Genomic DNA, 20828 nt, shown 5'->3' with positions numbered 1-20828 from the left:
GCTCGCCATTGCCGGACTGACCCTTGGTCCCGCCCGGCTCGCCATTGCCGGACTGACCCTTGGTCCCGCCCGGCTCGCCATTGCCGGACTGACCCTTGGTCCCGCCCGGCTCGCCATTGCCGGACTGACCCGCGGGACTTACGGCCTCCGCCTTCGACCACTCGTCCATGCTCGAACTGATCGCCGGCGCGCTCTGGGCGATGCTCCCGGCGTACGTCCCGAACAACGCGGCCGTGCTCGCGGGCGGCGGCCGCCCCATCGACGGCGGCCGCACCCTGAACGGCAGGCGCCTGCTCGGCGACGGCAAAACCTGGCGCGGCACCGCGGTCGGCACCGCCGTCGGCGTCGCGCTGGCGCTCGTCCTCGACGCCCTCGCGCCCGCGGCCGGCGACGCGCTGGGCATCACGCTCCCCGGCTTCCCGATCACCGCGGCGCTGGGGCTCGCGCTGGGGGCGATGCTGGGCGACATCGGCGCCTCCTTTCTCAAACGCCGCAGCGGCCGCGAGCGCGGCGCCGCGTTCCCCGGCCTCGACCAACTCGACTTCGTCGTCGGCGCACTGCTGCTCTCGCTGCTGTTCGCGCCCGACTGGACACTCGAGGTGTTCTCGCTCGCCCGCGTCGCCGTCGTCGTCGTCGTCACGCCGCTGCTGCATCTCGTGACCAACGGCATCGCCTACTGGCTCGGCGTGAAAGACGAGCCCTGGTGAGTACGGCCCTGCACAGCCCTCACTCCAACTCCTTCACGACTGTCGCCGGGTTCCCCTGGACGAGTGTCCCCTCGGGCACGTCGTCGGTGACGACCGCTCCCGACCCGACGACGGCGCCGTCACCGATACTGACGCCGGGGTTGACGACCGCCTGTCCGCCGACCCACACGCCGTCGCCGATGGTCACCGGCTCGCCGTACTCCGCGCCGCTGGCCCGTTCAGCCCGGTCGAGCGGGTGTGTCGCCGTGTAGATGTGCACCCCCGGCGCGAGCTTGCAGTTCCGACCGATCTCGACCGGGCACACGTCGAGGACGACGCAGTCGAAGTTCGCGTAGAAGTTCTCGCCGAGGGAGATGTTGGCGCCGTAGTCACACCGGAACGGCGGCTCGATCACGCACTCCTCGCCCACGGACCTGAAAAGTTCCTCCAGCAGCTCCCGCCGTGTCTCGCGCTCGTCGGCCGCCGTCTCGTTGTAGGCCCGCGTGAGTTCCCGGGCACGCTCCCGCTCGGCGACGAGTTCGGGATCGTCGGCGTCGTACAGGTCGCCGTTCAGCATCTTCTCCTTCTCGCTCGCCATGGCTGGGCTCGGGCCGGTCGTCCGATATATCCTGCTGCTCCCGCCGACCGACCAGTTTTTCCCGACCCCACGCCCACCCACAGCCATGACCGACGACCTCATCGAGGCGCTCAGGGACGCCGACGCGGTCCAGTACGGCGAGTTCGAACTCTCCCACGGCGGCACCAGCGACTACTACGTCGACAAGTACCTGTTCGAGACCGACCCGCGCTGTCTCCGCCTGATCGCCGAAGCCTTCGCCGAAAAGATCGAGGACGAGAAACTCGGCGGCGTGGCGCTGGGCGGGGTCCCCCTCGCCGCGGCGGCGAGCATCACCGCCGACGTGCCCTACGTCATCGCACGCAAGCAGGCCAAGGAGTACGGCACCGGCAACCGCATCGAAGGCCGCCTCAGCGAGGGCGAGGAAGTCGTCGTCGTCGAGGACATCGCCACCACCGGCCAGTCGGCCGTCGACGCCGTCGAAGCCCTGCGGGAGGCCGGCGCCGAAGTCAACCGCGCGCTGCTGGTCGTCGACCGCGAGGAGGGCGGCCGCGAGAACCTCGCTGACCACGGCGTCGAGATGGAGGCGCTCGTGACCGCCTCGGACCTACTCGCGGATCGGTAACGCACACCGCTGTTCGATTCCCCCGTCGCGGCGCTTCGACGTGTTCATGCTTGTGCAACCGTGAGGGGGTTCATGAACCGTGCAGAGAAGGCGGCTCTCCAGCTGCGGGCCGTCGCCGTCCTCCGAACCCTGAAGCGAAGCCGAACGTACGACGAACTCGCGGCGTTGACCGGCCTCCCGGCCGGCGACCTGAACCGCTACGTCAACGGGCACGTGCTCCCGGGCGTCGAGCGCGCCCGCGAGACCGTCGAGAGCGTCGGTCGCGAGGAACTCGCCCACGAACTCGAGTCCCGCATCTCCGTCGACGACGAGGGGTACGTCGACAACAGCGCCGTCGTGTTCGACCAGTCGTTCCTCGATCTCGCGGCGCCCGTCGCCGCCGAGTCCTTCGACTTCGAGCGCCCGGACGTGGTGCTGACCGCCGCCACCGACGGCATCACGCTCGGCGCCGCGATGGCCTCCTACTTCGACGCCGACATCGCCTACGCGAAGAAGCGCAAGGAGACGGCCGTCGAGGAGTTCGTCGAGTCCCGCCAGCGCCTCGCTTCCGGCATCGAACTCACCTACTACCTCCCCGCGGACGCCGTCTCCGCCGGCGACACCGTGCTCGTCGTCGACGACCTGATCCGCTCGGGCGAGACCCAGGAACTCCTGCTGGACATCGTCGCCCAGTCCGATGCCACCGTCGGCGGCGTCTTTACGCTGATTGCCGTCGGCGACGAGGGGATGGATCGCGCCCGCGAAATCACCGACGCGCCCGTCGGCGCGCTGACGACGTTCGAGGGTCGGTAGCGTCGGCCGGCGACATTCGACGTACCACATCGAGCGCGACCCGACAGACTGTGGGGAACACGACATGGAGAACCTCTCCCTGCTCTGTCGAAACTGCCACGTCTGGCACCACAACCAGACTGATACAGCTGAAGCGCCGGTCGAGATTACCGAAGAGGACAAGACGAAGCTGCTTCCCTAGGACGTCGAGATCTTGCGTCTACTCGGAGAGAACGGCCCGATGCGAACCGGGAATATCGCCGGAGAGATCACGGCTGACCTCTCTGTGTCGGCAGTCCGAGAGCGCCTGTGCGTGCTGATGGGGCTGGACAACCTCATCGACGAGCGAGAAGAGCAGATTGTCGACAAGGATGTCGAGACGAGCGAGTGGGGACTGACTGAGCAGATCGAGAACTCTGCTAGGGGACACATCCCGGAGGATCCCCAGCTGTTGCTCCAGCGGGCCGCAGACGAGCGCGTACGACGGGCACTGGAACGGGGCTGTTCGCGTAGTGACGTGGTGTCGGTGCTGGACGTGAGTCGGCGGACGACGTTCTACAAGCACAAGCGGGCCGCAGCGTACGGGTTCCCGTTAGACGCTCTGAGTACGGGTGGGCGGCCGACGGACGAGGAGATGGAGGAGGAGCGAGAGGCAGCTGAGGACGAGCAGCAGCGCCTCGATGACGTCGATGGAGGGGAAGGACAGACAGAGACGTGGGGAGAGGAACCTGCTGGTAACGGAGGGGAATCGTCCGTTGAAGCCCTCGAACAGAAACTGGATGCGCTGATCGACGCTGTCGGCGACGCCGGCGTTCAGTAGCCGGTTGCGGTTCCCAGCGGGTAGTCCTGCCTGGCAGCGAGTGCTTCCCGCTGGTGCGGCTCCCATTCATGAAACGCTGGGAGAAAGACGACCAAATTGAATATTTATAATCTTGTGTATAAAGGGAATAGATTCTATATAAGACCATAGCATTATTACACATTGTCCTCAAGAAGGTATTGTGGACGAATCAGATCAAAAAACCGATGGGTCAGGAATCAGCCGTCGAACAGCGTTAAAAGCCTTATCAGGGAGTGCTGTTGCTAGTCCAGTGGCGTTCTCTGGGGCCGCTTCCGGCAAGGAGCAGTCTGACTCACCAAAGCAAGAACTCAGTAAGACGACCCGAGAGGCGACAGAGGAGGAGGCAAATTTACTCGTTGAGTCAGACATCTTTGAAGCATTCCAAACCCGGATGCGGATCCCCTCGTATGATGCCTCTTCGGCCAACACAACCGAGATACGTCTCGACGGTGCAGAGATCTCAAAAACAATAGGAATTGACACGAAATACGGCACCGTGTCCGGGCCCTTGGGGAATGAGGCACCTTCCTCGCTCATATTCACGCCAGACGATGAGGAGATCCCTCCTGGGTTGAAAAAACAATATTCTGGAGAACTCTCTTGGAAGGACGATCTTCGTACGTATATCACTACCCATGGTGTTGACCAGCCAATCGTTTATTCTCGTGAGACGACACAGAGTGAAGAGAAACGTATAGCGGATGGCATCGAAGGAAATGGGGGGCGTTTCGAACCTGAACAGACGCTAGTAACCACATCTACGGAGAACTCAGAAGGCGATAAACTGAAACTGAAATCGGAAAGCGAAATGTGGGCAATCTCAGAGAAATCCACCTATAGGTTTGAGTATGAGAGTGGGGATTTAGCTAGTAGAGAGCGAACCACAGAACTATTCGGTGCTGGCAGCAGTAGAATCTCTCAGCAGGCGGTAGACTGTAACAAACAGTCGTTGGCTTGCCTAATGGGTATTGTCACCTCTATGCCTGGCTGTGCTGTTGCAGCCAGTGGATGCGCACTCTCCACAATCGCTGCCGGTGGTTGTGCCGTAATTGTCCTCTCAATCTGTGCACCTGGCGCGGCAGTTTCAGTACGTGACTGTGCTGTGTGGTGTATGAACTGTTCCTCTGATTGTTAGACCCGAGACTTTTCATACTGGGTACAGCAACGTAAAACGTATAAGGAAAAGAATCTCCGTGCTTGCTACACGTTAATAGCAGTTTATAGGTGTTTTCAAATATAACCAAAGGTGTTAATTAACTATGTCCCTTGTAGAGTTCATGGACAAAAAGATAGTCGCCATGTTTATTGGGTTGCTTGGTGGATGCTATCTCTACTTGTTTCTTGGAAACTGGGCAGGAGTGACAGATCTGCCCCTGGATTCGTCCACCCTTCTACCTATTCTTGGTGTCGTAACGTTCATATTCGTATTTATGGTTCTGGTATATAAGATCTCAGAGGACCGTGTCCCATGAGTGAGACACCACTGTTTACTCGGGACAGTCTCCGTACCTAGTATAAAAATCATCCATCGTTGTGAAAGACAACCTCATATTGACCTAGAATATATAAACTAAACGACGATTTTGATTTGCTTTGGGTGATTGGCTGTGCTGAAGGCCCCACATGAGTTACCCTCGAATTATTCCCGACTAGACATCCCGGAGTTCGGGCGGCATCTGAAGGAATTTTCTTGGTAATTCTTTTCGGAACTGCAGTTCAACATCATTCACAATTTCCAAGCAAATAGAGGAAATCAATACCCGTGGTGTACAGTGACATAACTCTTCACAAACTAGCAATAGAAGTTCGATATTGAAGATACAATATGTTTATGTGTGTCGATGGTTGCTATTTTTATATGAAAATAGAAGAGAATAGCTGGCTGTACCAGCCAGAATATACCGGGGAAAATCGCTGCGAGCCCTGTACAATACTCAACCTGGTTTTAGCAGCGCTATTCAGTTCAGCAATTGTTCGGAAATCACGTATTGGTGGGGCTATTGCGCTTGGTGTGTCGATATTCCTCATCTATGCGCGCGGATACCTTGTTCCCGGAACTCCGGAATTGACGAAGAAATATCTTCCACCAGAAGTTCTGCAGTGGTTCGGTAAGGACCCACAGCCCCCAACAAGTCACGGGCTTGGCAGTGAACATGGCGAAACCTCTGAAGAAGATGCTTCTTCGAAGAGGTCAACCGCTGATGAGACAGTTCCATCAAAGGAACTCGACCCACAGGAAGTTCTGCTCCAGGAAAGCATTGTTGAGCCATGTGAGGAGCAAGACGATCTCTGTCTTACCGACGAATTCCAGTCAGAGTGGTACAGCCGACTGGATACGCTCGCTGAGAAGGATCTGCAGCCAGAAGATATTATCCCACTCTATCAGTTCGATGTTAGTGAGGAAGATATCGAGGTCACGAATCATGGCAGTGCGTGGACTCTACACGTGGGCTCGTCGATTGTTGGCCGGTGGCCCTCTGAGCAAGCGCTTATCGCTGACGTCGCCGCTGCTGAAGTGCTGAGTGAGTGGAGTAATCTTTGGGGCCTGCTATCCTCAGATCAGAAGGGCCAGTTGCTCAATGCTCTTCGGCTCTTCTTAGGTACGTGTCCTGGAGAGGATGGCTCAGTAAGCCTGAATCAGGAGACCGTCGAGTCGTGCTGTTCCTCTCACGAGGTCGTTACAGTGTCTTGTGATGAGACTGGTGACCGGCTGTTTGAACAGCCACTAGGATAGCTCGACTAGTGGCGTAACTCTTCATCGGTTGCGTAGAGGGGCGAACGAGGGGATGGACCGCGCCCGCGAGATCACCGACGCCCCCGTCGGCGCGCTGACGACGTTCGACGGCCGGTAGTCCACCCGGGACCACTGGCACACCTGTCGGCGCGCTGGTGACGTTCGACTGCCGTAGCTAGGCACGAGGTTCGAACCCGATAGTCGCGCGCGAGTCGAGCGACGCTCGTCGACGCCCACCAGACCGGTCCCCGCATCCTTTACCTATACACATCCGTCATCAGTCGTGTCGAAAATACCCTAAATAGCCCATTCAGCCAGCACGTTTGGGCGCGTATGTGCATACCGGAAGAAAACACTCAAGTACTCGTCCGTCTCGATGTGCACCCATACGGATGGGTCTCACAGAGACGCTGGCCGACTACTTCGACCTGGATCAACACGACACAACTGTCAGAACCGAGCTACTTGCGGGGCTGACGACGTTCCTCACGATGAGTTACATCGTGGTCGTCAACCCGGCCATCCTCGCCGACGCCATCAGCATTCAGGGCGTCGGCGACGGCCGACTGACCGCGATGCTCGCCGTCGTCACCATCATCTCGGCGGCGACGGCGACGCTGGTGATGGCGCTGTACGCCAACCGCCCGTTCGCCCAGGCGCCGGGGCTGGGACTGAACGCGTTCTTCGCGTTCACCGTCGTCCTCGGCATGGGTGTGCCCTGGCAGACCGCGCTCGCGGCGGTAGTCGTCGAGGGGTTCCTGTTCATCGCGCTCACCGCCGCCGGGGCGCGTGAGTACGTGATCACACCGTTCCCGGAACCCGTGAAACTCGCGGTCGGCTCCGGGGTCGGTCTCTTCCTCACGCTAATCGCCTTCGAGTCGAAGCGGGTTGTCGCCGTGACGCCGCGACGTTCGTGACGTTCTCGCCGGTGTTCGCGAACGACCCCGTCGCGCTCATCTGTGTTCGTGCCGCTCGCGGCCGCGATTCCGGAGTACGCCTCCCACATCGCGCTGGTGGGCATCGGCGTCGTGATGCTCGGCAACGCCGTCGAGGTCGCGTGGGACAACCTCACCTACGCAATCCCGGCGGGGATGACGATCATGGTGATGCCGTTCACGTTCTCCATCGCGTAGGGCATCGCCGCCGGCATCATCTCCTACCCCCATCGTGAAACTCGGCGCGGGCGAGCGTGACGACATTCACATCGGCCAGTGGCTCCTCGCGGGCGCGTTCGTGGTCTACTTCGCGGTGCGACCAGCGGGGTGATGGAGGCCGCGCCGGCGACCGTTTTCACACGATTGAAGCGACTTCCGGCACAGACCGCAACACCTTCGGCCGTCGGTCCGCTTCCGCGACCATGCAACGCAGCCTCCCACCCCGCCGCTGGCTCGTCCGGGGGGTGGCGCTTCTCCTCGTCCTCTCCCTGCTGGCACCCGCGGCCGGCGCCGCCCTCAGTATCGGCGAGTCGTCGGACGACGCCGTGAGCCAACTCGAAGCCGGCACGATGGAAACGCCAGCGAACAACGCCACCGTGATCGGCATTCAGGGCTACCACTTCCAGGGGCAGGGCAACGCCAAGAAGCCGGCCCGCGTCGTCTCGGTCGGCGGCAACGGGACGACGCAGTGGGTCTACGAGGACGCCCTCAGCGCGCGGTGGTTCTACGACGTCGACCCGCTGCCGAACGGGAACCTGCTCGTCGTCTCGACGAACCCTGACGGAACGACCGTCTACGAACTCAACCGCGACAACCGTGAGCGCGTCTGGCAGGAGACACTGCCGTACCACGACACCCACGACATCGACGTGTACAACGACACGCACCTCGCCATCGCCAACATGCGGAACTGGAACGAGTCCTGTGGGTGCTCGGACGACCGCGTGGTGCTGTACGACCGCGAGGACGGCGAGGTCGACTGGGAGTGGAAATTCCGCAACCACTACCCCAACTCCACTGACGGCGGCTTCGCGGAGGACTGGTCTCACGTCAACGACGTCGAGGTCATCCGGAACGGCACGGAACTGCTGCTCTCGCCCCGGAACTTCGATCAGGTGATCGCCGTCAATATCGAGTCCGGGGAGATCACTGAGCGACTCGGTGCGGACGGCGACCACTCGACGCTGTACGAACAGCACAACCCCGATTGGCTCACCACCGAGGCGGGTGACCCGACTATCCTCGTCGCCGACAGCGAGAACGACCGCGTGATCGAGTACACGAAAAACGAGGACGGTGAGTGGGAGCACGTCTGGAGCGCCGGCAGTTCGGCGTCGCTCTCCTGGCCCCGCGACGCCGACCGCCTGCCAAACGGCAACACCCTCATCACCGACTCGATGAACCACCGCGTCATCGAGATCACGCCGCAGGGTGAGATCGTCTGGGAGTACTTTGCCACCTGGGGCCCCTACGACGCCGAACGCATCGGTACCGGCGACGAGTCCAGCGGCCCGACGATGCGCGACCAGGGCGTGAGCGGCCACAAGACCGTCTACGGCTCCGCGGGTGGCCTCTCCTCGACGTTCTCCTCGTGGCTCGCGGCCACCGCACAGGGTACGGTCGTCGAAGCCCCGGTCACTGAATTTGCGGGGCTGTGGGGTCGCCTCGCGCCGTGGTTCCAGCCGGTATGGATGGACTCGTGGGAGTTCGCGGGCGTCGCGGGCGCGCTGCTGATCCTGTTGGGCTGGGGCGTCGCCGAGGCGGTCCGGGAGCGTGACCGCCTGCTCGACGGCGCGCGGTCGCTGACGGAGCGCGCTGTCTGACAGCGCAGCCGTTTCTCGACGGTTTCGTGGCCCTCGCACACTCCCCCGCGGAGTTTTTGAGTCCCACTCCCCAACTACGGGTGATGACAAACATCACGCTCTACGAACTCGACGGCTGTCCGTACTGTGCGAAAGTGGTCAGCAAGTTCGACGAACTCGGCCTGGCGTACGACTCGGTGATGGTCCCATCAAGCCACAGCGAGCGCGACGAAGTCGAGGACGTCTCGGGGCAGACTGGCGTCCCCGTCCTCGTCGACGAGGACCACGATGTCGAGGGAATGTCCGAGAGCGACGACATCCTCGCGTACCTCGAGGAGACGTACGGCGACGCCGCGGCGTAATCGCTACCAGCCGTTTTCCGTTTTCGTGAAACTGAACAGCGACGCGAGAATCAGGTTTGCCGGCTTCAGAATCAGGCCTCGCCCGGCTCGGCGGCGCGCTCGCGGATCAGCTCCCGGACCGCCTCGGGGTCGTCGGTGTCGGCCAACTCCTCACAGGAGACCAGCGCGGTGCCCTTCACGGACTCGCGTTTGGCCGTATCCTCGACGAAGTACACCGAGCGCGTGCGGGTGACCTGCCCCAGCGAGGACATGATCCGCGCGCGCTTCTCCGCGCTGGGGGTGAACGCCGAGTGGCCGGTCAGGAGCTTCGCGCCGTCGCGGCCGCGGCGCTCCTGGTCCTCCGAGACGCTGTTGAACGGCGCCCGGGTCGTCGGGTGGACCGTAAAGCCCGCGCGGGTCAGCAGGCCGACGACGTGCTCGTCGTCCGGGTCGGCCTCCGGCGGGTCCGGCGTGGGTTCGGCGTCCCGGACCTCCTCGGCGCCCTCCATCACGTTCATCGGCGCCGTGAACGGCCGGTCGAACAGCTGCTCCAGCTGGACCGCCACGTCGATGGAGGCGTTCATCCCGTCCTCGTACTTCGAGACGGTGCGCCGGGAGACGCCCAGTTCCGAGGCCAGTTTGCCGAGGCTCCAGTCCTCCCGCTCGCGGGTCTCCGAGAGCAGTTCGCCGTCGATGTTGACGTAGAGGCCGCCCGGCGCGGCGTAGATCAGCGGCGGGACGTTCTCGACGAACAGGTCGAACGCGGTGTCGGGGTGCAGCGCCGGCACGCCGTGTCGGAAGTACACCACCTCGGGCTTGAGCTCCTCGTCGCGCGTCCGCATCCCCACGACCATCGGCGTCGCCGAGAGGTACTCGCCGAGGCGGCGCATCTCGCGCCCGGTGGCGGCGTCGAAGGCGTCGACGTTGCCCAGCACCTTCAGCAGCACTAGCTCCTCGCCGCGGCGGGCGGCGACGTCGAAGCTCTTGGGCCGGATCGCACAGCGCTCGCTGACGAGGAACCCGGCGTCCCGCATCATGGCCGTGACGTTCTCGATAAGCGCTGTACGGCTCATACGTCTATTTAGGTCATTCGCGACATATATGCGTTGTGCCGCACAGTCCCGGCGCAGTCCGGCGGTTCGCCGGTCAGCAGCCCGATAGCCAGCAGATTCCCCATCGCTCGGCCGCCGACGCGAAACCCCCTTGGCCGACGACCGCCACCGTCCGATAGTGACGGTCATCGGCGTCGACGACACCGACTCCCGCGAGCGCGGGATGTGCACGACCTACCTCGCGGCCCGGATCGCCGAACGGATCGGGGCCGCTGGGGGGCAGATCGACGAGCGCCTGCTGATCCGGCTCAACCCCGCAGTCGAACGCAAGACCCGCGGGAACGCCGCGCTTGCGATCCACACCGACCTCGACGCCGACCACGCCGCCGATATCGCCCGCGACGAACTCGAACCGCTCGCCGAGGTCGAGGACCCCAGAACCTCCCCCGGCCTCGTGGTCGCCGACTGCGACCCCGAGGAGGTTCCCGACACCGTCGCCGAGTTCGCCCAGGACGCCGTCCGGGAGTTCCACGGACTCGACGACGCGCTCGCACTCGCAACCGAGGCCGGCTTCCACACCGAAGGGTGGGCCGGCGGCCACGGCCGCATCGGCGCGCTCGCGGCCGTCGGCGCCCATCGAGCGTTCTCGGAGTGGACCTGCGAACTCATCGCCTACCGGGAGTTCGAGCGCTGTGGCACCCCCCGAGATGTCGACGAGGAGAGCCTGTTCGACGCCGCCGACGCGGCCTACCCGAAGGCGTGGGACACCGTCGACCGCGGCGAGGGTGAGGCGGTCTGCGTGCCTAGTGCGCCGGGACCGATCCTCTACGGCATCCGCGGCGACAGTCCTGATGCCGTCCGGGAGGTCGCTGCCGGGATCGACTCGGAGCCAGTCGAACGCACTGCGCTCTTCCGGACGAATCAGGGCACCGACGTTCACCTTCGAGACACGGACACCGACGACCTCGCTGACCTCGAAGACGGCGGCGCCTACCGCGTCGACTGTGTCGTCGACGGCGAGCCAGAAACCCGGGAGGGGGGGCACGTGTTCGTCCCGATTCGGGGCGCCGATGGCGAATCGACCCTCGACGCCGCCGCGTTCGAACCCACGAAGCGGTTCCGCGACCGCGTACGCACGCTCCGCGCGGGCGACGAACTCACGATCTGCGGCGAACTCAGCGACGGGACGCTCAAACTGGAGAAGTTCGCCGTCCGAGAACTGAACCGCACCGAGAAGCGAAACCCCGTCTGTCCGGACTGCGGGAACACGATGGGTTCCGCGGGTCGGGATCAGGGCTACCGCTGCCGGGACTGCGGGACGAGTGCGCCGGGAAAAGTCGCGGTCGAGGTAGAGCGCGATCTGGAACTGGGCTGGTACGAGGTCCCCCCCTGTGCCCGCCGGCACGTCGCCAAGCCGCTGGTCCGTGGCGGCTTCGACGCGCCGACGCATCCGGAACGCTAGAGCAGACTGATCGCGGTTTCGAGGACGCTCGGGTCGTGGACCGTCTCCCGCTCTGCGTACTCCTCGACAGTGAGAAAGCCCGCCTCCGCGGCGTCGGTGCCGGCGTCGAGGCTCCCAGCCGTCTCCGAGCGCGGGACGGCGAAGTAGACGATGGCGTGGTTGCGCTCGCTCCCGGTCGCGAGTTCCGTACCGGCGATTTCGAGCGTGTCGGCGTCGACGCGGAGCCCCGTCTCCTCTTCGAGTTCCCGCGCGGCGGCGACCGGGAGTGCCTCGTCGTACTCGGCGTGGCCACCGGGGAGCGCCCACGAACCCTCGGCGGGTGGCTGGCCGCGGCGGATGCAGCAAACTCGCCCGTCGCCATCGTCAGACTGCGTCTGACTGGCGGACGAATCGCGGTGCGATTCGCCAATATCGACGACTGCCACCGAGGCGCCCGGGACGGCGTTGCGCCAGAGCACCCGCTCGCAGTCCGGGCAGTAGGCGCGCTGGCGGCCGTCGATCCGCCGGTGGTCGACCGCGGCGCCACAGAGCGGGCAGTAGTCCGCATCAATGGCGATCACGGCTGGTGGTTCATGGGCGCGCGGAAAACGGTTCGGTCCCGGACGAGGACTACGCCTTCAGCCCACTCCCGGTCAGGGGAACGACCACGTCCTCCTCGGCGCCGATGTCGCCCTGCTCCCGGTACACCGACAGCGCCGCGGGTGCGACCGCACACGTGGGTTCCGTGTAGAAGCCGGCCCCGTGGAGCCGATCCAGTTCCGCGGCGACCGGCGCCTCCGCCAGTGCGATGGCGTCGCCGCCGGTGGCGTCGATGGCGTCCAGAATCGCGTCTTTCTGCACCGGATCGCGGATCTGGATCCCGTCGGCGATGTCGTTCTCCCCCGAGGTGTCGCCGTGGAGTTCGGCGGCGATGGGGGCGTAGCCCGCAGCCTGTGAGCCGTACATTCGTGGGATCTCGTCGATCCAGCCCGCTTCCTTCAGTGCGCGGAAGCCTCGGTAGGCGCCGAGGAAGAGGGTCCCGTGGCCCAACGGGGTGACGACGGCGTCGGGTGCTTCCCAGTCGCGCTGGAGCGCCGTCTCGAAGGCGAACGTCGCCGTCCCGGCGAAGAAGGCGGGGTTCCACGCGTGGGAGGCGTACCACGCATTCCCTCCGACCGCTTCCTCCACGCACGCGTCGGTCACGTCCTGCCGGCTCCCCTCGATCCGGACGGGCGTCGCGCCGGCGGCCTCGATAGCCCGGATCTTGCTCTGTTTGACGCTCGCTGGCACGTAGATTTCGGCGTCGACGCCCGCTCGCGCGGCGTAGGTGGCGATGGCGGCGCCGGCGTTGCCCGAGGAGTCCTCGACGACTTTCTCGACGCCCAGTTCGAGCGCCCGGGAGAGCGTCGCCGTCGCGCCGCGGTCCTTGAACGACCCTGTTGGGAACACGTACTCCAGCTTGAACTCGGCGTCCCATTCCGGTGCCTCCTGCAGCGGCGTCATCCCCTCGCCGAGGCTCACGTGCTTCTCGACGGGCAGGAACCCCGAGAAGGCCCATAGGCCCTCACGCGTGTCGAACGCCGCGGGATCGGGGGCCGGCCCCTTCGGTAGGGGACGATACGCGAACTCCAGCGGGTGGCCACACTCGCAGCGCCAGCGGTCGGCGTACTCGGCGCCGCAGTCCGGGCAACCCAGCGGAGTGGGGTCGGCGGCAGTCATGGTCGGTGCGTCGGCGGGGGCGGTTCAGTAGCTGTCGGTTCGACAGCTATGAATCGGAGAGGGATTGATACAATTTATAACCGATGGGGCGATCAGAAGGTCCCATGGATCACACCAGACGCAAACTTCTGGGTGCGGCATCGGCGCTCATCGCGACGGCTGGCTGTCTCGGCGGCGACGACGCGACTGCAACCCCGACCGACGACCCGAGCACGGCCACAGCGACCACCACCGCACGCCCGACGCCTAGCGAGACGCCGACTGACGAACCGACCGAGGAACCGACGGAGGAACCCACCCAGACCGAGTCCACAGTCCGGATCTGGCCCACCGGCGTAACGGCAATCTTCGACGGCGACGTCGACGCAACGACCATCGACGACGCCATGGAGGATGACCCGGGCTCCACGGCGATGTACGGCGGCCAGCGAGAGGGGGAGCCAGTCACGTACTTCCTCACGTTTACCGATTCGCAGTACCCCTCCGGCCTCCGGGACACGTTCGAGGCCGCAGATTCGCTCTCGGTTCGGGAGGTGTTCCGCGGAGTGGGCCCGTCCTACCGCGAGGAGTATCGGTCAGCGCTCGCTCAGCAGGCGGCCGAGCGCGCGGATATCGACCCGGACTCGGTGTCGGTCATCCCCGGTCGATTGGGCGACCACCAGTTTCTCGATATCTCCGCGCCGGCGCCCAATTCGGCGCTCGTGCCGATGCTGCCCGATCTGGAACTCCAGCGCGCGAACGGCGGGAGCGAGGAGCCGATCGTCGGCCCCGAGGGCGTCGACGCCGAGGCCGACTTCTTCATCTCTCAGCGCCGGGCCGGGATGACCGACGTACAGTTCTCGCTCACCGAGGCGGGCGTCGAATCGTTCGCTGACGCCGTCGCAGCGGCGAGCGACGAGGAACTCCGCGGGGACTTCTTCCGGCCGGTCGTCGGCGGCGAGGCGTTCAGACCGTTCAGCATCACCGAGAACTTCGCGACTGCCGTCGAGAACGGTGACTGGGACGGGACGTTCGCGTTCGGCGTCGAGCGTCGCTCCGGAGACGGACCGGCGATATCCCGGCTCACTGGCGGGCTCCCGCCGATCCCGTTCCAGTTCGTCCCCTCGCCCGACTAGAACGAGTCGATGCCGGTCGCCACCGAGCAGACGTACTCGCCGGTCGCGACCTGCGGGAGGCGCCGGGAGCGCCAGAAGATGCCGTCCCCGTCGGCGGTCACCCGGCCCGAAAGCTGGCCGAACGCGTCGGTCACCTCGAACAGCACGTCGCCGCGGGTGACCTCCTCGCCCAGTTCCGCGCGGTAGTGGACGAGGCCGCCGGCCGGCGAGCGGTACTGGTCGAACCCCGCGGCGCGGACCTGGGTCGCCATCGGCACCTCGCCCTCGAGGAAGCCGTAGTGGCGCAGGACGTTGAACACGCCCTCGACGCCGTACTGGATGCTCTCCTCGTCCCAGCCCACACAGCCACCGAGTTCGGGGTCGATGGTCGGGATGCCCTCGTCGGGTGCCGCGCGGGCCAGTTGCCCGTCGGGGCCCTTCTGGTCGAGCACGTGGCCGGTGCCGAAGGCTTTCGCGAGTTCGAGGCAGTCGCGGTGAAGGCGGTGGTGGCGACCGCAGCGCACCCGCGCTTCGTTCAACATTCGGGAGGTCGAACCTTGGTGGAGGTCGAGCACGTAGTCGGCTCGCTTCGCGGCGTCGAACGTGGCGGCGGCGATGCGTTCAGAGTTGGTACCCTCGTCGTCGCCGGGGTACGCCCGGTTCATCTTCGTGTCGTCGATGGGGTTGCGGTGCTCGGCGACCTGGAACGCGGGGGCGTTGACGATGCCGACGATGAGGACCGATCCCGAGAGCTCCTCAGGATCGAGTTGCGGGACGACTCGCGTGAGTACCCCGAGGCCGTTGAGTTCGTCGCCGTCCGAGACTGCCTGCAGGTAGAGCGTCTCGCCGTCGTCGGCGCCGTTGACCACACAGACCGGCAGCCTGACGGGGCTGCCGTCGCGGCTCTCGCCCACCCGTAGCCGCCCGGTGTCGGTCTCGCCGGGGGCCGCGCTCGCGTCGCCGAGCGTGATACTCATTACGGGTAGCTGGGTCGTACTGGCCTTAGTGGGTTCGATACCGGGTGGGAACGCCGATATGTGGATTCGGTGTGGTGGAGAGATGTTGCTCGGTTCGTTTCAACGGCACCCGAGTACCGTTTCACGTCGACGGCGACTGCGACAGCGCCAGCATCTCGTTCGTTGGCCACTTGTACCGCACCGCTGACCGCGCCGCGGCCTCACGCCTCCCCAGCCGACTCGCTCGGGCTTAACCCTCGCTCGTCCTCCGAGGGAGCGGAGCTCCCTCGTGGTCCCACTCGCTTCGTCGCCGGCGGCGTCGCCGCCGGCTGTCACCGAAAGCCAGCGGCTTTCGGTTGCCCGAGGAGCTTCGCTCTCGCCCCGCTCACGTCGCGCGCCAACCGCCGCTGCGGTGTTGGTGCGGTGGACACCTCGCGGGCGCCAGCGTCGGCGTCACCAGAACCCGAAGCGTTCTGGCTGGCGAACGAGAGCCGTAGGATCTCGTCTGCCAATCAGAAATCTCCGATTTCTGATGATCGGGCCTCGTGCCCGGCACCTTGCGGTCCCAGAGGTCATGGGAACTCCGCGGTCCTGTTCGCGGTCGCTGTGCAGACCGTCCCCTGTCTGCCGATTTCTACGCAAAACTGCCAAAACGGGTCAAAAACCGAAAAGCAGCCTCTACTCCGTAATGACGTTCGACTCCAGATCCCGCGGGTAGTACGTCAGCCACTCCACGCCGTCCTCGGTAATCGCGATGGTGTCGGAGTGGCGGTACCCCTCGTCCTCGGTGTAGATGCCGGGTTCGATGGTGTACACCTGCCCCGGCTGCATTTCGCTGTCGGTCTCGTCGACGTGCTCGTAGTCGCCCCAGCCCTGGTCGATGTACGGCGGTTCGTGGCCGCCGAGGCCGATGTTGTGACCGACGTGGTGCTGGGCGAGATCCGTAATCCCCTGCTCCTCGTAGAACTCCCAGACCTGCTCGTCGACGTAGGAAAGCGGGACCCCCGGCCCCAGCGCGTCGATGGCGATGTCCTGGGCCTCGACCATCAGTTCGAAGTAGTGCTCCTGCTCGTCGCTGACCTCGCCGACGAACATCGTCCGCTCCAGTTCGGAGTTGTAGCCGTCGACGTTCGCCGACGCGCCGGTGACGAGCACGTCGCCGCGCTCCAGTCGCTGATTCGGCGTGTGGCCGTGGGGCAGTGCGGTCTCCTCGGCGGAGATGTAGCCCGCGAACGCCGGGCCGTTGGCCCGCACGTTCTCGACGAACTGGTCGCCCAGCGTGTCGAGCATCGCCCGCGAGGCCTCCGTCGACGCCTTCTGGGAGACGGTCGCGGGGTGAGCGCCTGGTTCGGTGAAGTCCGCGAGGTAGCGGTGCGCGAGGTTCGCCCACTCGGCGGATTCCCGGATCAGGTTGATTTCGGCGTCGGTCTTCTCCCAGCGCATCCGCGAGACCCATGACTGGGTCTCGACCTCGACGAAGTCCGAGAGCGAGGGGCCCTCGTAGCCCATCACGCCCGGCGCGCCGTCGCTGTCGGCGGCGACCGTCTCGGCGCCGAGCCCCTCGAGCATGTCCGCGACGACCTCGATAGGTCGCCCCTGCGGGTAGTCGAAGTAGTGGTGGACGGCGTCGATGCGGTCGACGGTGTCGACGCGCTCCACTTCGAGGCGCGGGACGACGATTTCGATGCGGTCGTCCGTGACTGCCAGACAGACCGGGCGCTCGGTCTGGACGTGCTCGAAGCCGGAGACGTAGTGGATGCTCGTCGCGGAGAACCAGACGGCGGCGTCGGCGTCGGTGTTCGCAAGCTTCCCCCGGACTTCGCGGAGGCGGGATCGGTACTCGGCGTCGGGAAGTTCGGCCGGCATGGCTCGGCAATCCACCCCGACGCGCAAAAGCGTCCGGGTGGGCCCCGTTGACTGCCGGGTCGTCGACGCCTCGCGGGTCCGGTCCGCGACGGTGATCAGGCCGAGCAGTTCGGCCTCGGTGCCGACGAGGACCACCGTCTTCCCCTCGGACTGGAGGTCGTGACCGGTGCCGGCTTCGAGGTCGAGACAGCCCTCGCGCTCGCAGGGCTCGTCAGGGGGCGTCGTCACGACCCCGACGTCCGTGACCGCGTGGCTGTGCGAGGGGTCGAAGCCGAGTTGCTTGAACAGCCCGGGCTTGCCCGCGTAGTGGGTGTATTAATCTGGCTGCTACGAACCCGGGATTTGTTGGCCAGTATTCATAATTTAATGGAAGTAAGTTAATAATCAGCGGCTTGGTTGGGAATAATCGGACTCAACCGACGATACGGCTGCAGATCACTCTATGAACCGTTTAGCCTGTTCTAAACGATTCGTAAAACGTCCCGGGCGCCGCCGAGGGGGTCGTGAAACGGCCCGAACCGTGGGGCACGAACATCCCCTTATAGGTTGTCGTCCGTCCTACGGTGGAGTAGAGTCACCATGTCTACCTCCGAACCCTCCACGTCGCCACTCGGCGGCGATGCCCTCCCCGGCCCCGCGGCGGCAGTCGCGGCGATGCTGCTCGGCCCCGTTCGCGCGGCGGCGTTCTGGTCGGCCGTCGCGCTCCCGCTGGTCTACCTCCCGCTGGTGGCCACCGGCACGGTGTGGGACCGCCCGCTGGCGTTCTGTACCCTACTCGCCCTGAATGTCGTCGCCTTTCTCGCCGGCCACGGCTACGACCCAGACGCCTGAGTCGCGGCTACTCGGTTTCGCTCTCCTTGTCGGCCGGGACGCCCGCTGCCTCTTCCGGATCGTGTCCCAGCCCCAGCGCCGCCGACGCTGCGGGGGTGATGTGTTTCCCGTGGAGCAGTTCGGGGACGACGACGTTGAGGAACTGGACGGCGAGCACCACCAACAGCGGCCCGAGGAACAGCCCGTACCAACCGTAGTACGCCGCGCCGAGCACGTACGCGAACAGGATCAGCCCGGTGTGTAGCGAGCGCCCGGAGATGACCGGGCGGAGCACGGCCTGCGGGAGCAGATCGAGGAACAGGAACGCCACCAGCAGCAGCGACAGCGGCGCCCACAGCAGGTCGGCGCCGTCGGTCACCACCGCCCAGACGAGATACGCCGTCGCCGGCACGTAGACGAGTTTCCCCACCACCAGCGGGACGAACGTCGCCATCCCGGTCAGGAGCGCCAGCAGCGTCGGGAACGGTAGCGTCACCGCCGGCGGCACCAGCGCGTTGTAGCCGTTGTAGACGACGACCGACAGCACCGTCACCAGCGAAACGGTGATCACGTTCCCGAAGTAGACAGTCTCCAAATCGGCGTCGACGGCGGTGAGGTAGGCGTGGGCGGCGGACTCCTCGCCCCCGACCTCCTGCCGGAACCACGCGGCCGCGCGGTCGCCGTCCCGCAGGAGGAAGAAGCTCATCGTGAGCGCGAGGGTGAGGTGGACAAGGACGTTGGCGACGATGCCGAGTTGGCGTAGGCCGGCACTGAGTTGGTCGAGCAGTTCGCCGATCCGGTCGAAATCGGTGGCGAAGCGTGCCGGATCGCGCAGCATTCGGCCGATGGCCCCCGGGACCGCCGCCCGATCGCTCAGCGCCGCGAGCGTTCCGGGCTCCAGTGCGACCGTCAGCTCTCGGAACCCGACCAGGCCGACGTAAGCCAGCAGGAGCAGCCCCGGAACGACGATGGCCAAGAGGGTCAGCGTCGCCGCCAGCCCGCGATGCTCGACGACCCGGTCGATCCGGCGACAGACCGGCCGCGCGCCGTAGTAGACGAACAGGCCGAACACGAGCGTCCCGACGAAATAGAGCGCGAACCGCCCGACGACGACCAGCAGCGCCAGACCGATCAGCCACCACGCGACCCGCGACCGCTCCAGTTCCCGTGGCCACTGCATGGGCGCTGTACCGGTGGGCAGTCCCTTTGCTCTTCCCCCTACTCGCCTAACTCCCCGTCCAGCCCCCACTCCGCGGCGCGTTTCTCGGCCTCGGCGCGGGCCTCCTCCTGGATCGCGGCGATGCGCTCCTCGTCCTCGAGGAACGACTCCAGCGCGCTGGCGCCGCCACGGTCCGTGGCCTCCTCGGGGGCGCGCTCCCGTGTCCGCTCGGCGAGCGTGGCGTCGTCGGCCAACTCCTCGGCGGGCGCACCCGGCGGCACCGTGAACGACGGCTGTTCGTGAACGCGGTCGAGCGATCCGGCCGGGAGTTCGTACAGTTCGACCGTGCAGGGGCCCGGAACGGCCAGCGCGGCCAGCGCATCGACGCCACGGCTGTCCCCTTTCGCGCCACGCTCGCAGTACGCCGCGACTGGAACGCCGTCCGCGAACGTAAGCACGCCCGGGTCGCCGTCGGCGAGCAGGGAGTCGGGTTCGATCCGGGCGTAGCCCGTCAAATCCCGGGAGAGCGCGGCCTCGAGGGCACCGGCGACGCCGACCCGCGAGCGCACGAGCGTCCCGCGCGGGAGATCCAGTTCTCCGACCGCTGTCTCGCTCATGGCGACTCGGGGATCACCGCCGAGCGGAACCGGTCGGCCACCGCGCCCTCGTCGCCGTCCTGGATCTCCAGCCGACCTGCGGCACGGCGGTACGCCGCGGCGGCGTCGGAGTCGGGTGCGTGTGCGAGCAGGGGTTCGCCTGCCCGGCGCGCGGCGCGTGCGGCGTCGCTCTCCGGGATGGTCGCCAGCGTCGGCCCGCCGAAGTAGCGTTCGGCCTGCTCGGCCACCCGGTCGATGGCCTCGTCGTCGCGGACGCGGTTGAACAGCACGCCCGCGGTCTCGGTGCCGTAGGAGCGGGCGTACTCCTGGACCTTCAGGCCGTCCGAGAGCGAGGGGATGGTGGGCTGGAGCACGACGACCGTTCGATCCGCGAGCACCAGCGGGAGCACCGCCGACTGGGAGCCGAGCGCGGCCGCCGAATCGAGGAGGAGCACGTCAGTGTCGGCGGCCAACTCCGCGACCACCTCGCGCAGCAGCGTCGGGTCGGCCTCCCGGAACGCCGACAGCGAGGTGCCACAAGGGACCAGTGAGAGCCCGAACCGCTCGTAGACGGCGTCCTCGACGGTCGCGTCGGCGTCGTCGAGCAGCAGGTCCTGGAGCGTGGTGTTGGCGTCGGCGAGACCGGTGTGGAAACAGAGGTTCGCCATTCCGGTGTCGGCGTCGACGACGGTCACGTCGTACTCGTCGGCCAGCGCCATTCCCAGCGCCAGCGTGCTGGTGGTCTTTCCCACCCCGCCCTTGCCGCTTGCGACCGCCAGCGCTTCGACCATACGCTCGTTCTCCCCGTCATAGGGTTAAAAAT

22 protein-coding genes and 1 pseudogene are annotated in these 20828 nt (G+C 65.5%); 14 read left to right on the top strand and 9 right to left on the bottom strand.

The window, feature by feature from the left end:
* Positions 1 to 167: 167 nt before the first annotated feature.
* Positions 168 to 707, top strand: coding sequence for a CDP-2,3-bis-(O-geranylgeranyl)-sn-glycerol synthase (locus J2753_RS12585; RefSeq protein ID WP_209492407.1), 540 nt, complete (start codon positions 168 to 170; stop codon positions 705 to 707).
* Positions 708 to 726: 19 nt separating this feature from the next.
* Here the strand turns inward: J2753_RS12585 and J2753_RS12580 are convergent, their stop codons facing one another.
* Positions 727 to 1284 (bottom strand): sugar O-acetyltransferase, encoded by a 558-nt coding sequence (locus J2753_RS12580; protein ID WP_209492406.1) that lies wholly within the window; start codon positions 1282 to 1284, stop codon positions 727 to 729.
* Between the two features lie 85 nt (positions 1285 to 1369).
* Between J2753_RS12580 and pyrE the strand changes: the two genes are divergently transcribed.
* The 10 genes and pseudogenes from pyrE to J2753_RS12535 all read left to right on the top strand — a co-directional run bounded on the left by pyrE (position 1370) and on the right by J2753_RS12535 (position 9333).
* A complete protein-coding gene (pyrE, locus tag J2753_RS12575; RefSeq protein ID WP_209492405.1) occupies positions 1370 to 1888 on the top strand; it encodes an orotate phosphoribosyltransferase in 519 nt (172 codons plus the stop codon).
* Positions 1889 to 1960: 72 nt separating this feature from the next.
* Entirely contained in the window at positions 1961 to 2680 is a 720-nt protein-coding gene (locus J2753_RS12570; RefSeq protein ID WP_209492404.1) for a phosphoribosyltransferase family protein, read from the top strand.
* A gap of 28 nt (positions 2681 to 2708) precedes the next feature.
* Positions 2709 to 2861 carry an HNH endonuclease gene (locus tag J2753_RS14475; protein WP_321168822.1) on the top strand — a complete coding sequence of 51 codons (153 nt, stop codon included), beginning with the start codon at positions 2709 to 2711 and terminating at the stop codon, positions 2859 to 2861.
* Between the two features lie 39 nt (positions 2862 to 2900).
* Positions 2901 to 3479 (top strand): hypothetical protein, encoded by a 579-nt coding sequence (locus tag J2753_RS12565; RefSeq protein WP_245334618.1) that lies wholly within the window; start codon positions 2901 to 2903, stop codon positions 3477 to 3479.
* Positions 3480 to 3660: 181 nt separating this feature from the next.
* Positions 3661 to 4635 (top strand): hypothetical protein, encoded by a 975-nt coding sequence (locus J2753_RS12560; RefSeq protein ID WP_209492403.1) that lies wholly within the window; start codon positions 3661 to 3663, stop codon positions 4633 to 4635.
* A 124-nt stretch (positions 4636 to 4759) separates the two neighbouring features.
* Entirely contained in the window at positions 4760 to 4972 is a 213-nt protein-coding gene (locus tag J2753_RS12555; protein ID WP_209492402.1) for a hypothetical protein, read from the top strand.
* Positions 4973 to 5358: 386 nt separating this feature from the next.
* Positions 5359 to 6234, top strand: coding sequence for a hypothetical protein (locus tag J2753_RS12550; RefSeq protein WP_209492401.1), 876 nt, complete (start codon positions 5359 to 5361; stop codon positions 6232 to 6234).
* A 392-nt stretch (positions 6235 to 6626) separates the two neighbouring features.
* A pseudogene (locus J2753_RS12545) lies at positions 6627 to 7500 on the top strand (solute carrier family 23 protein).
* A gap of 91 nt (positions 7501 to 7591) precedes the next feature.
* A complete protein-coding gene (locus tag J2753_RS12540; RefSeq protein ID WP_209492400.1) occupies positions 7592 to 8992 on the top strand; it encodes an aryl-sulfate sulfotransferase in 1401 nt (466 codons plus the stop codon).
* Between the two features lie 83 nt (positions 8993 to 9075).
* Positions 9076 to 9333: a glutaredoxin family protein gene (locus J2753_RS12535; protein ID WP_209492399.1), complete on the top strand. Its 258-nt coding sequence runs from the start codon at positions 9076 to 9078 to the stop codon at positions 9331 to 9333.
* A 71-nt stretch (positions 9334 to 9404) separates the two neighbouring features.
* Here J2753_RS12535 and J2753_RS12530 read toward each other — a convergent pair whose 3' ends face one another.
* Positions 9405 to 10385 carry a transcriptional regulator gene (locus J2753_RS12530; RefSeq protein WP_209492398.1) on the bottom strand — a complete coding sequence of 327 codons (981 nt, stop codon included), beginning with the start codon at positions 10383 to 10385 and terminating at the stop codon, positions 9405 to 9407.
* Positions 10386 to 10542: 157 nt separating this feature from the next.
* On the opposite strand from J2753_RS12530, the gene J2753_RS12525 reads away from it, so the two are divergent.
* Complete coding sequence (locus tag J2753_RS12525) at positions 10543 to 11826, top strand: TiaS agmantine-binding domain-containing protein (protein WP_209492397.1); 1284 nt, start codon at positions 10543 to 10545, stop codon at positions 11824 to 11826.
* On the opposite strand, the gene J2753_RS14640 is transcribed toward J2753_RS12525, so the two are convergent.
* The gene (locus J2753_RS14640) at positions 11823 to 12386 is read right to left on the bottom strand and encodes an NUDIX domain-containing protein (protein ID WP_209492396.1); all 564 of its coding nucleotides are present in this window, start codon (positions 12384 to 12386) and stop codon (positions 11823 to 11825) included. The genes J2753_RS12525 and J2753_RS14640 overlap by 4 nt on opposite strands.
* Positions 12387 to 12435: 49 nt before the next feature.
* Positions 12436 to 13524: a pyridoxal-phosphate dependent enzyme gene (locus tag J2753_RS12515; RefSeq protein ID WP_209492395.1), complete on the bottom strand. Its 1089-nt coding sequence runs from the start codon at positions 13522 to 13524 to the stop codon at positions 12436 to 12438.
* A gap of 104 nt (positions 13525 to 13628) precedes the next feature.
* On the opposite strand from J2753_RS12515, the gene J2753_RS12510 reads away from it, so the two are divergent.
* Positions 13629 to 14639 (top strand): hypothetical protein, encoded by a 1011-nt coding sequence (locus J2753_RS12510; RefSeq protein WP_209492394.1) that lies wholly within the window; start codon positions 13629 to 13631, stop codon positions 14637 to 14639.
* On the opposite strand, the gene J2753_RS12505 is transcribed toward J2753_RS12510, so the two are convergent.
* Both J2753_RS12505 and J2753_RS12500 read right to left on the bottom strand, forming a co-directional pair.
* Positions 14636 to 15595 (bottom strand): succinylglutamate desuccinylase/aspartoacylase family protein, encoded by a 960-nt coding sequence (locus J2753_RS12505; protein WP_209492393.1) that lies wholly within the window; start codon positions 15593 to 15595, stop codon positions 14636 to 14638. The genes J2753_RS12510 and J2753_RS12505 overlap by 4 nt on opposite strands.
* 657 nt (positions 15596 to 16252) lie before the next feature.
* Positions 16253 to 17440, bottom strand: a complete 1188-nt coding sequence (locus J2753_RS12500; protein WP_209492417.1) for a M24 family metallopeptidase — start codon at positions 17438 to 17440, stop codon at positions 16253 to 16255.
* Between the two features lie 579 nt (positions 17441 to 18019).
* Here J2753_RS12500 and J2753_RS12495 point away from each other — a divergent pair.
* Positions 18020 to 18271, top strand: a complete 252-nt coding sequence (locus J2753_RS12495) for a hypothetical protein (RefSeq protein ID WP_209492392.1) — start codon at positions 18020 to 18022, stop codon at positions 18269 to 18271.
* 7 nt (positions 18272 to 18278) lie between these two features.
* Here the strand turns inward: J2753_RS12495 and J2753_RS12490 are convergent, their stop codons facing one another.
* Genes J2753_RS12490 through J2753_RS12480 form a run of 3 tightly spaced genes read right to left on the bottom strand, consistent with a single transcriptional unit; the run spans position 18279 to position 20796 of the window.
* Positions 18279 to 19430 (bottom strand): AI-2E family transporter, encoded by a 1152-nt coding sequence (locus tag J2753_RS12490; RefSeq protein WP_209492391.1) that lies wholly within the window; start codon positions 19428 to 19430, stop codon positions 18279 to 18281.
* Positions 19431 to 19468: 38 nt separating this feature from the next.
* Complete coding sequence (locus tag J2753_RS12485) at positions 19469 to 20026, bottom strand: hypothetical protein (RefSeq protein WP_209492390.1); 558 nt, start codon at positions 20024 to 20026, stop codon at positions 19469 to 19471.
* On the bottom strand, positions 20023 to 20796 hold the full coding sequence (locus J2753_RS12480; RefSeq protein WP_209492389.1) for a nucleotide-binding protein: 774 nt from the start codon (positions 20794 to 20796) through the stop codon (positions 20023 to 20025). The genes J2753_RS12485 and J2753_RS12480 overlap by 4 nt, the downstream gene beginning before the upstream one ends.
* Positions 20797 to 20828 lie beyond the last annotated feature (32 nt).

Source organism: Halolamina salifodinae (assembly GCF_017874235.1).
Lineage (GTDB): Archaea > Halobacteriota > Halobacteria > Halobacteriales > Haloferacaceae > Halolamina > Halolamina salifodinae.
This window is presented reverse-complemented; position numbering and strand designations above follow the sequence as displayed.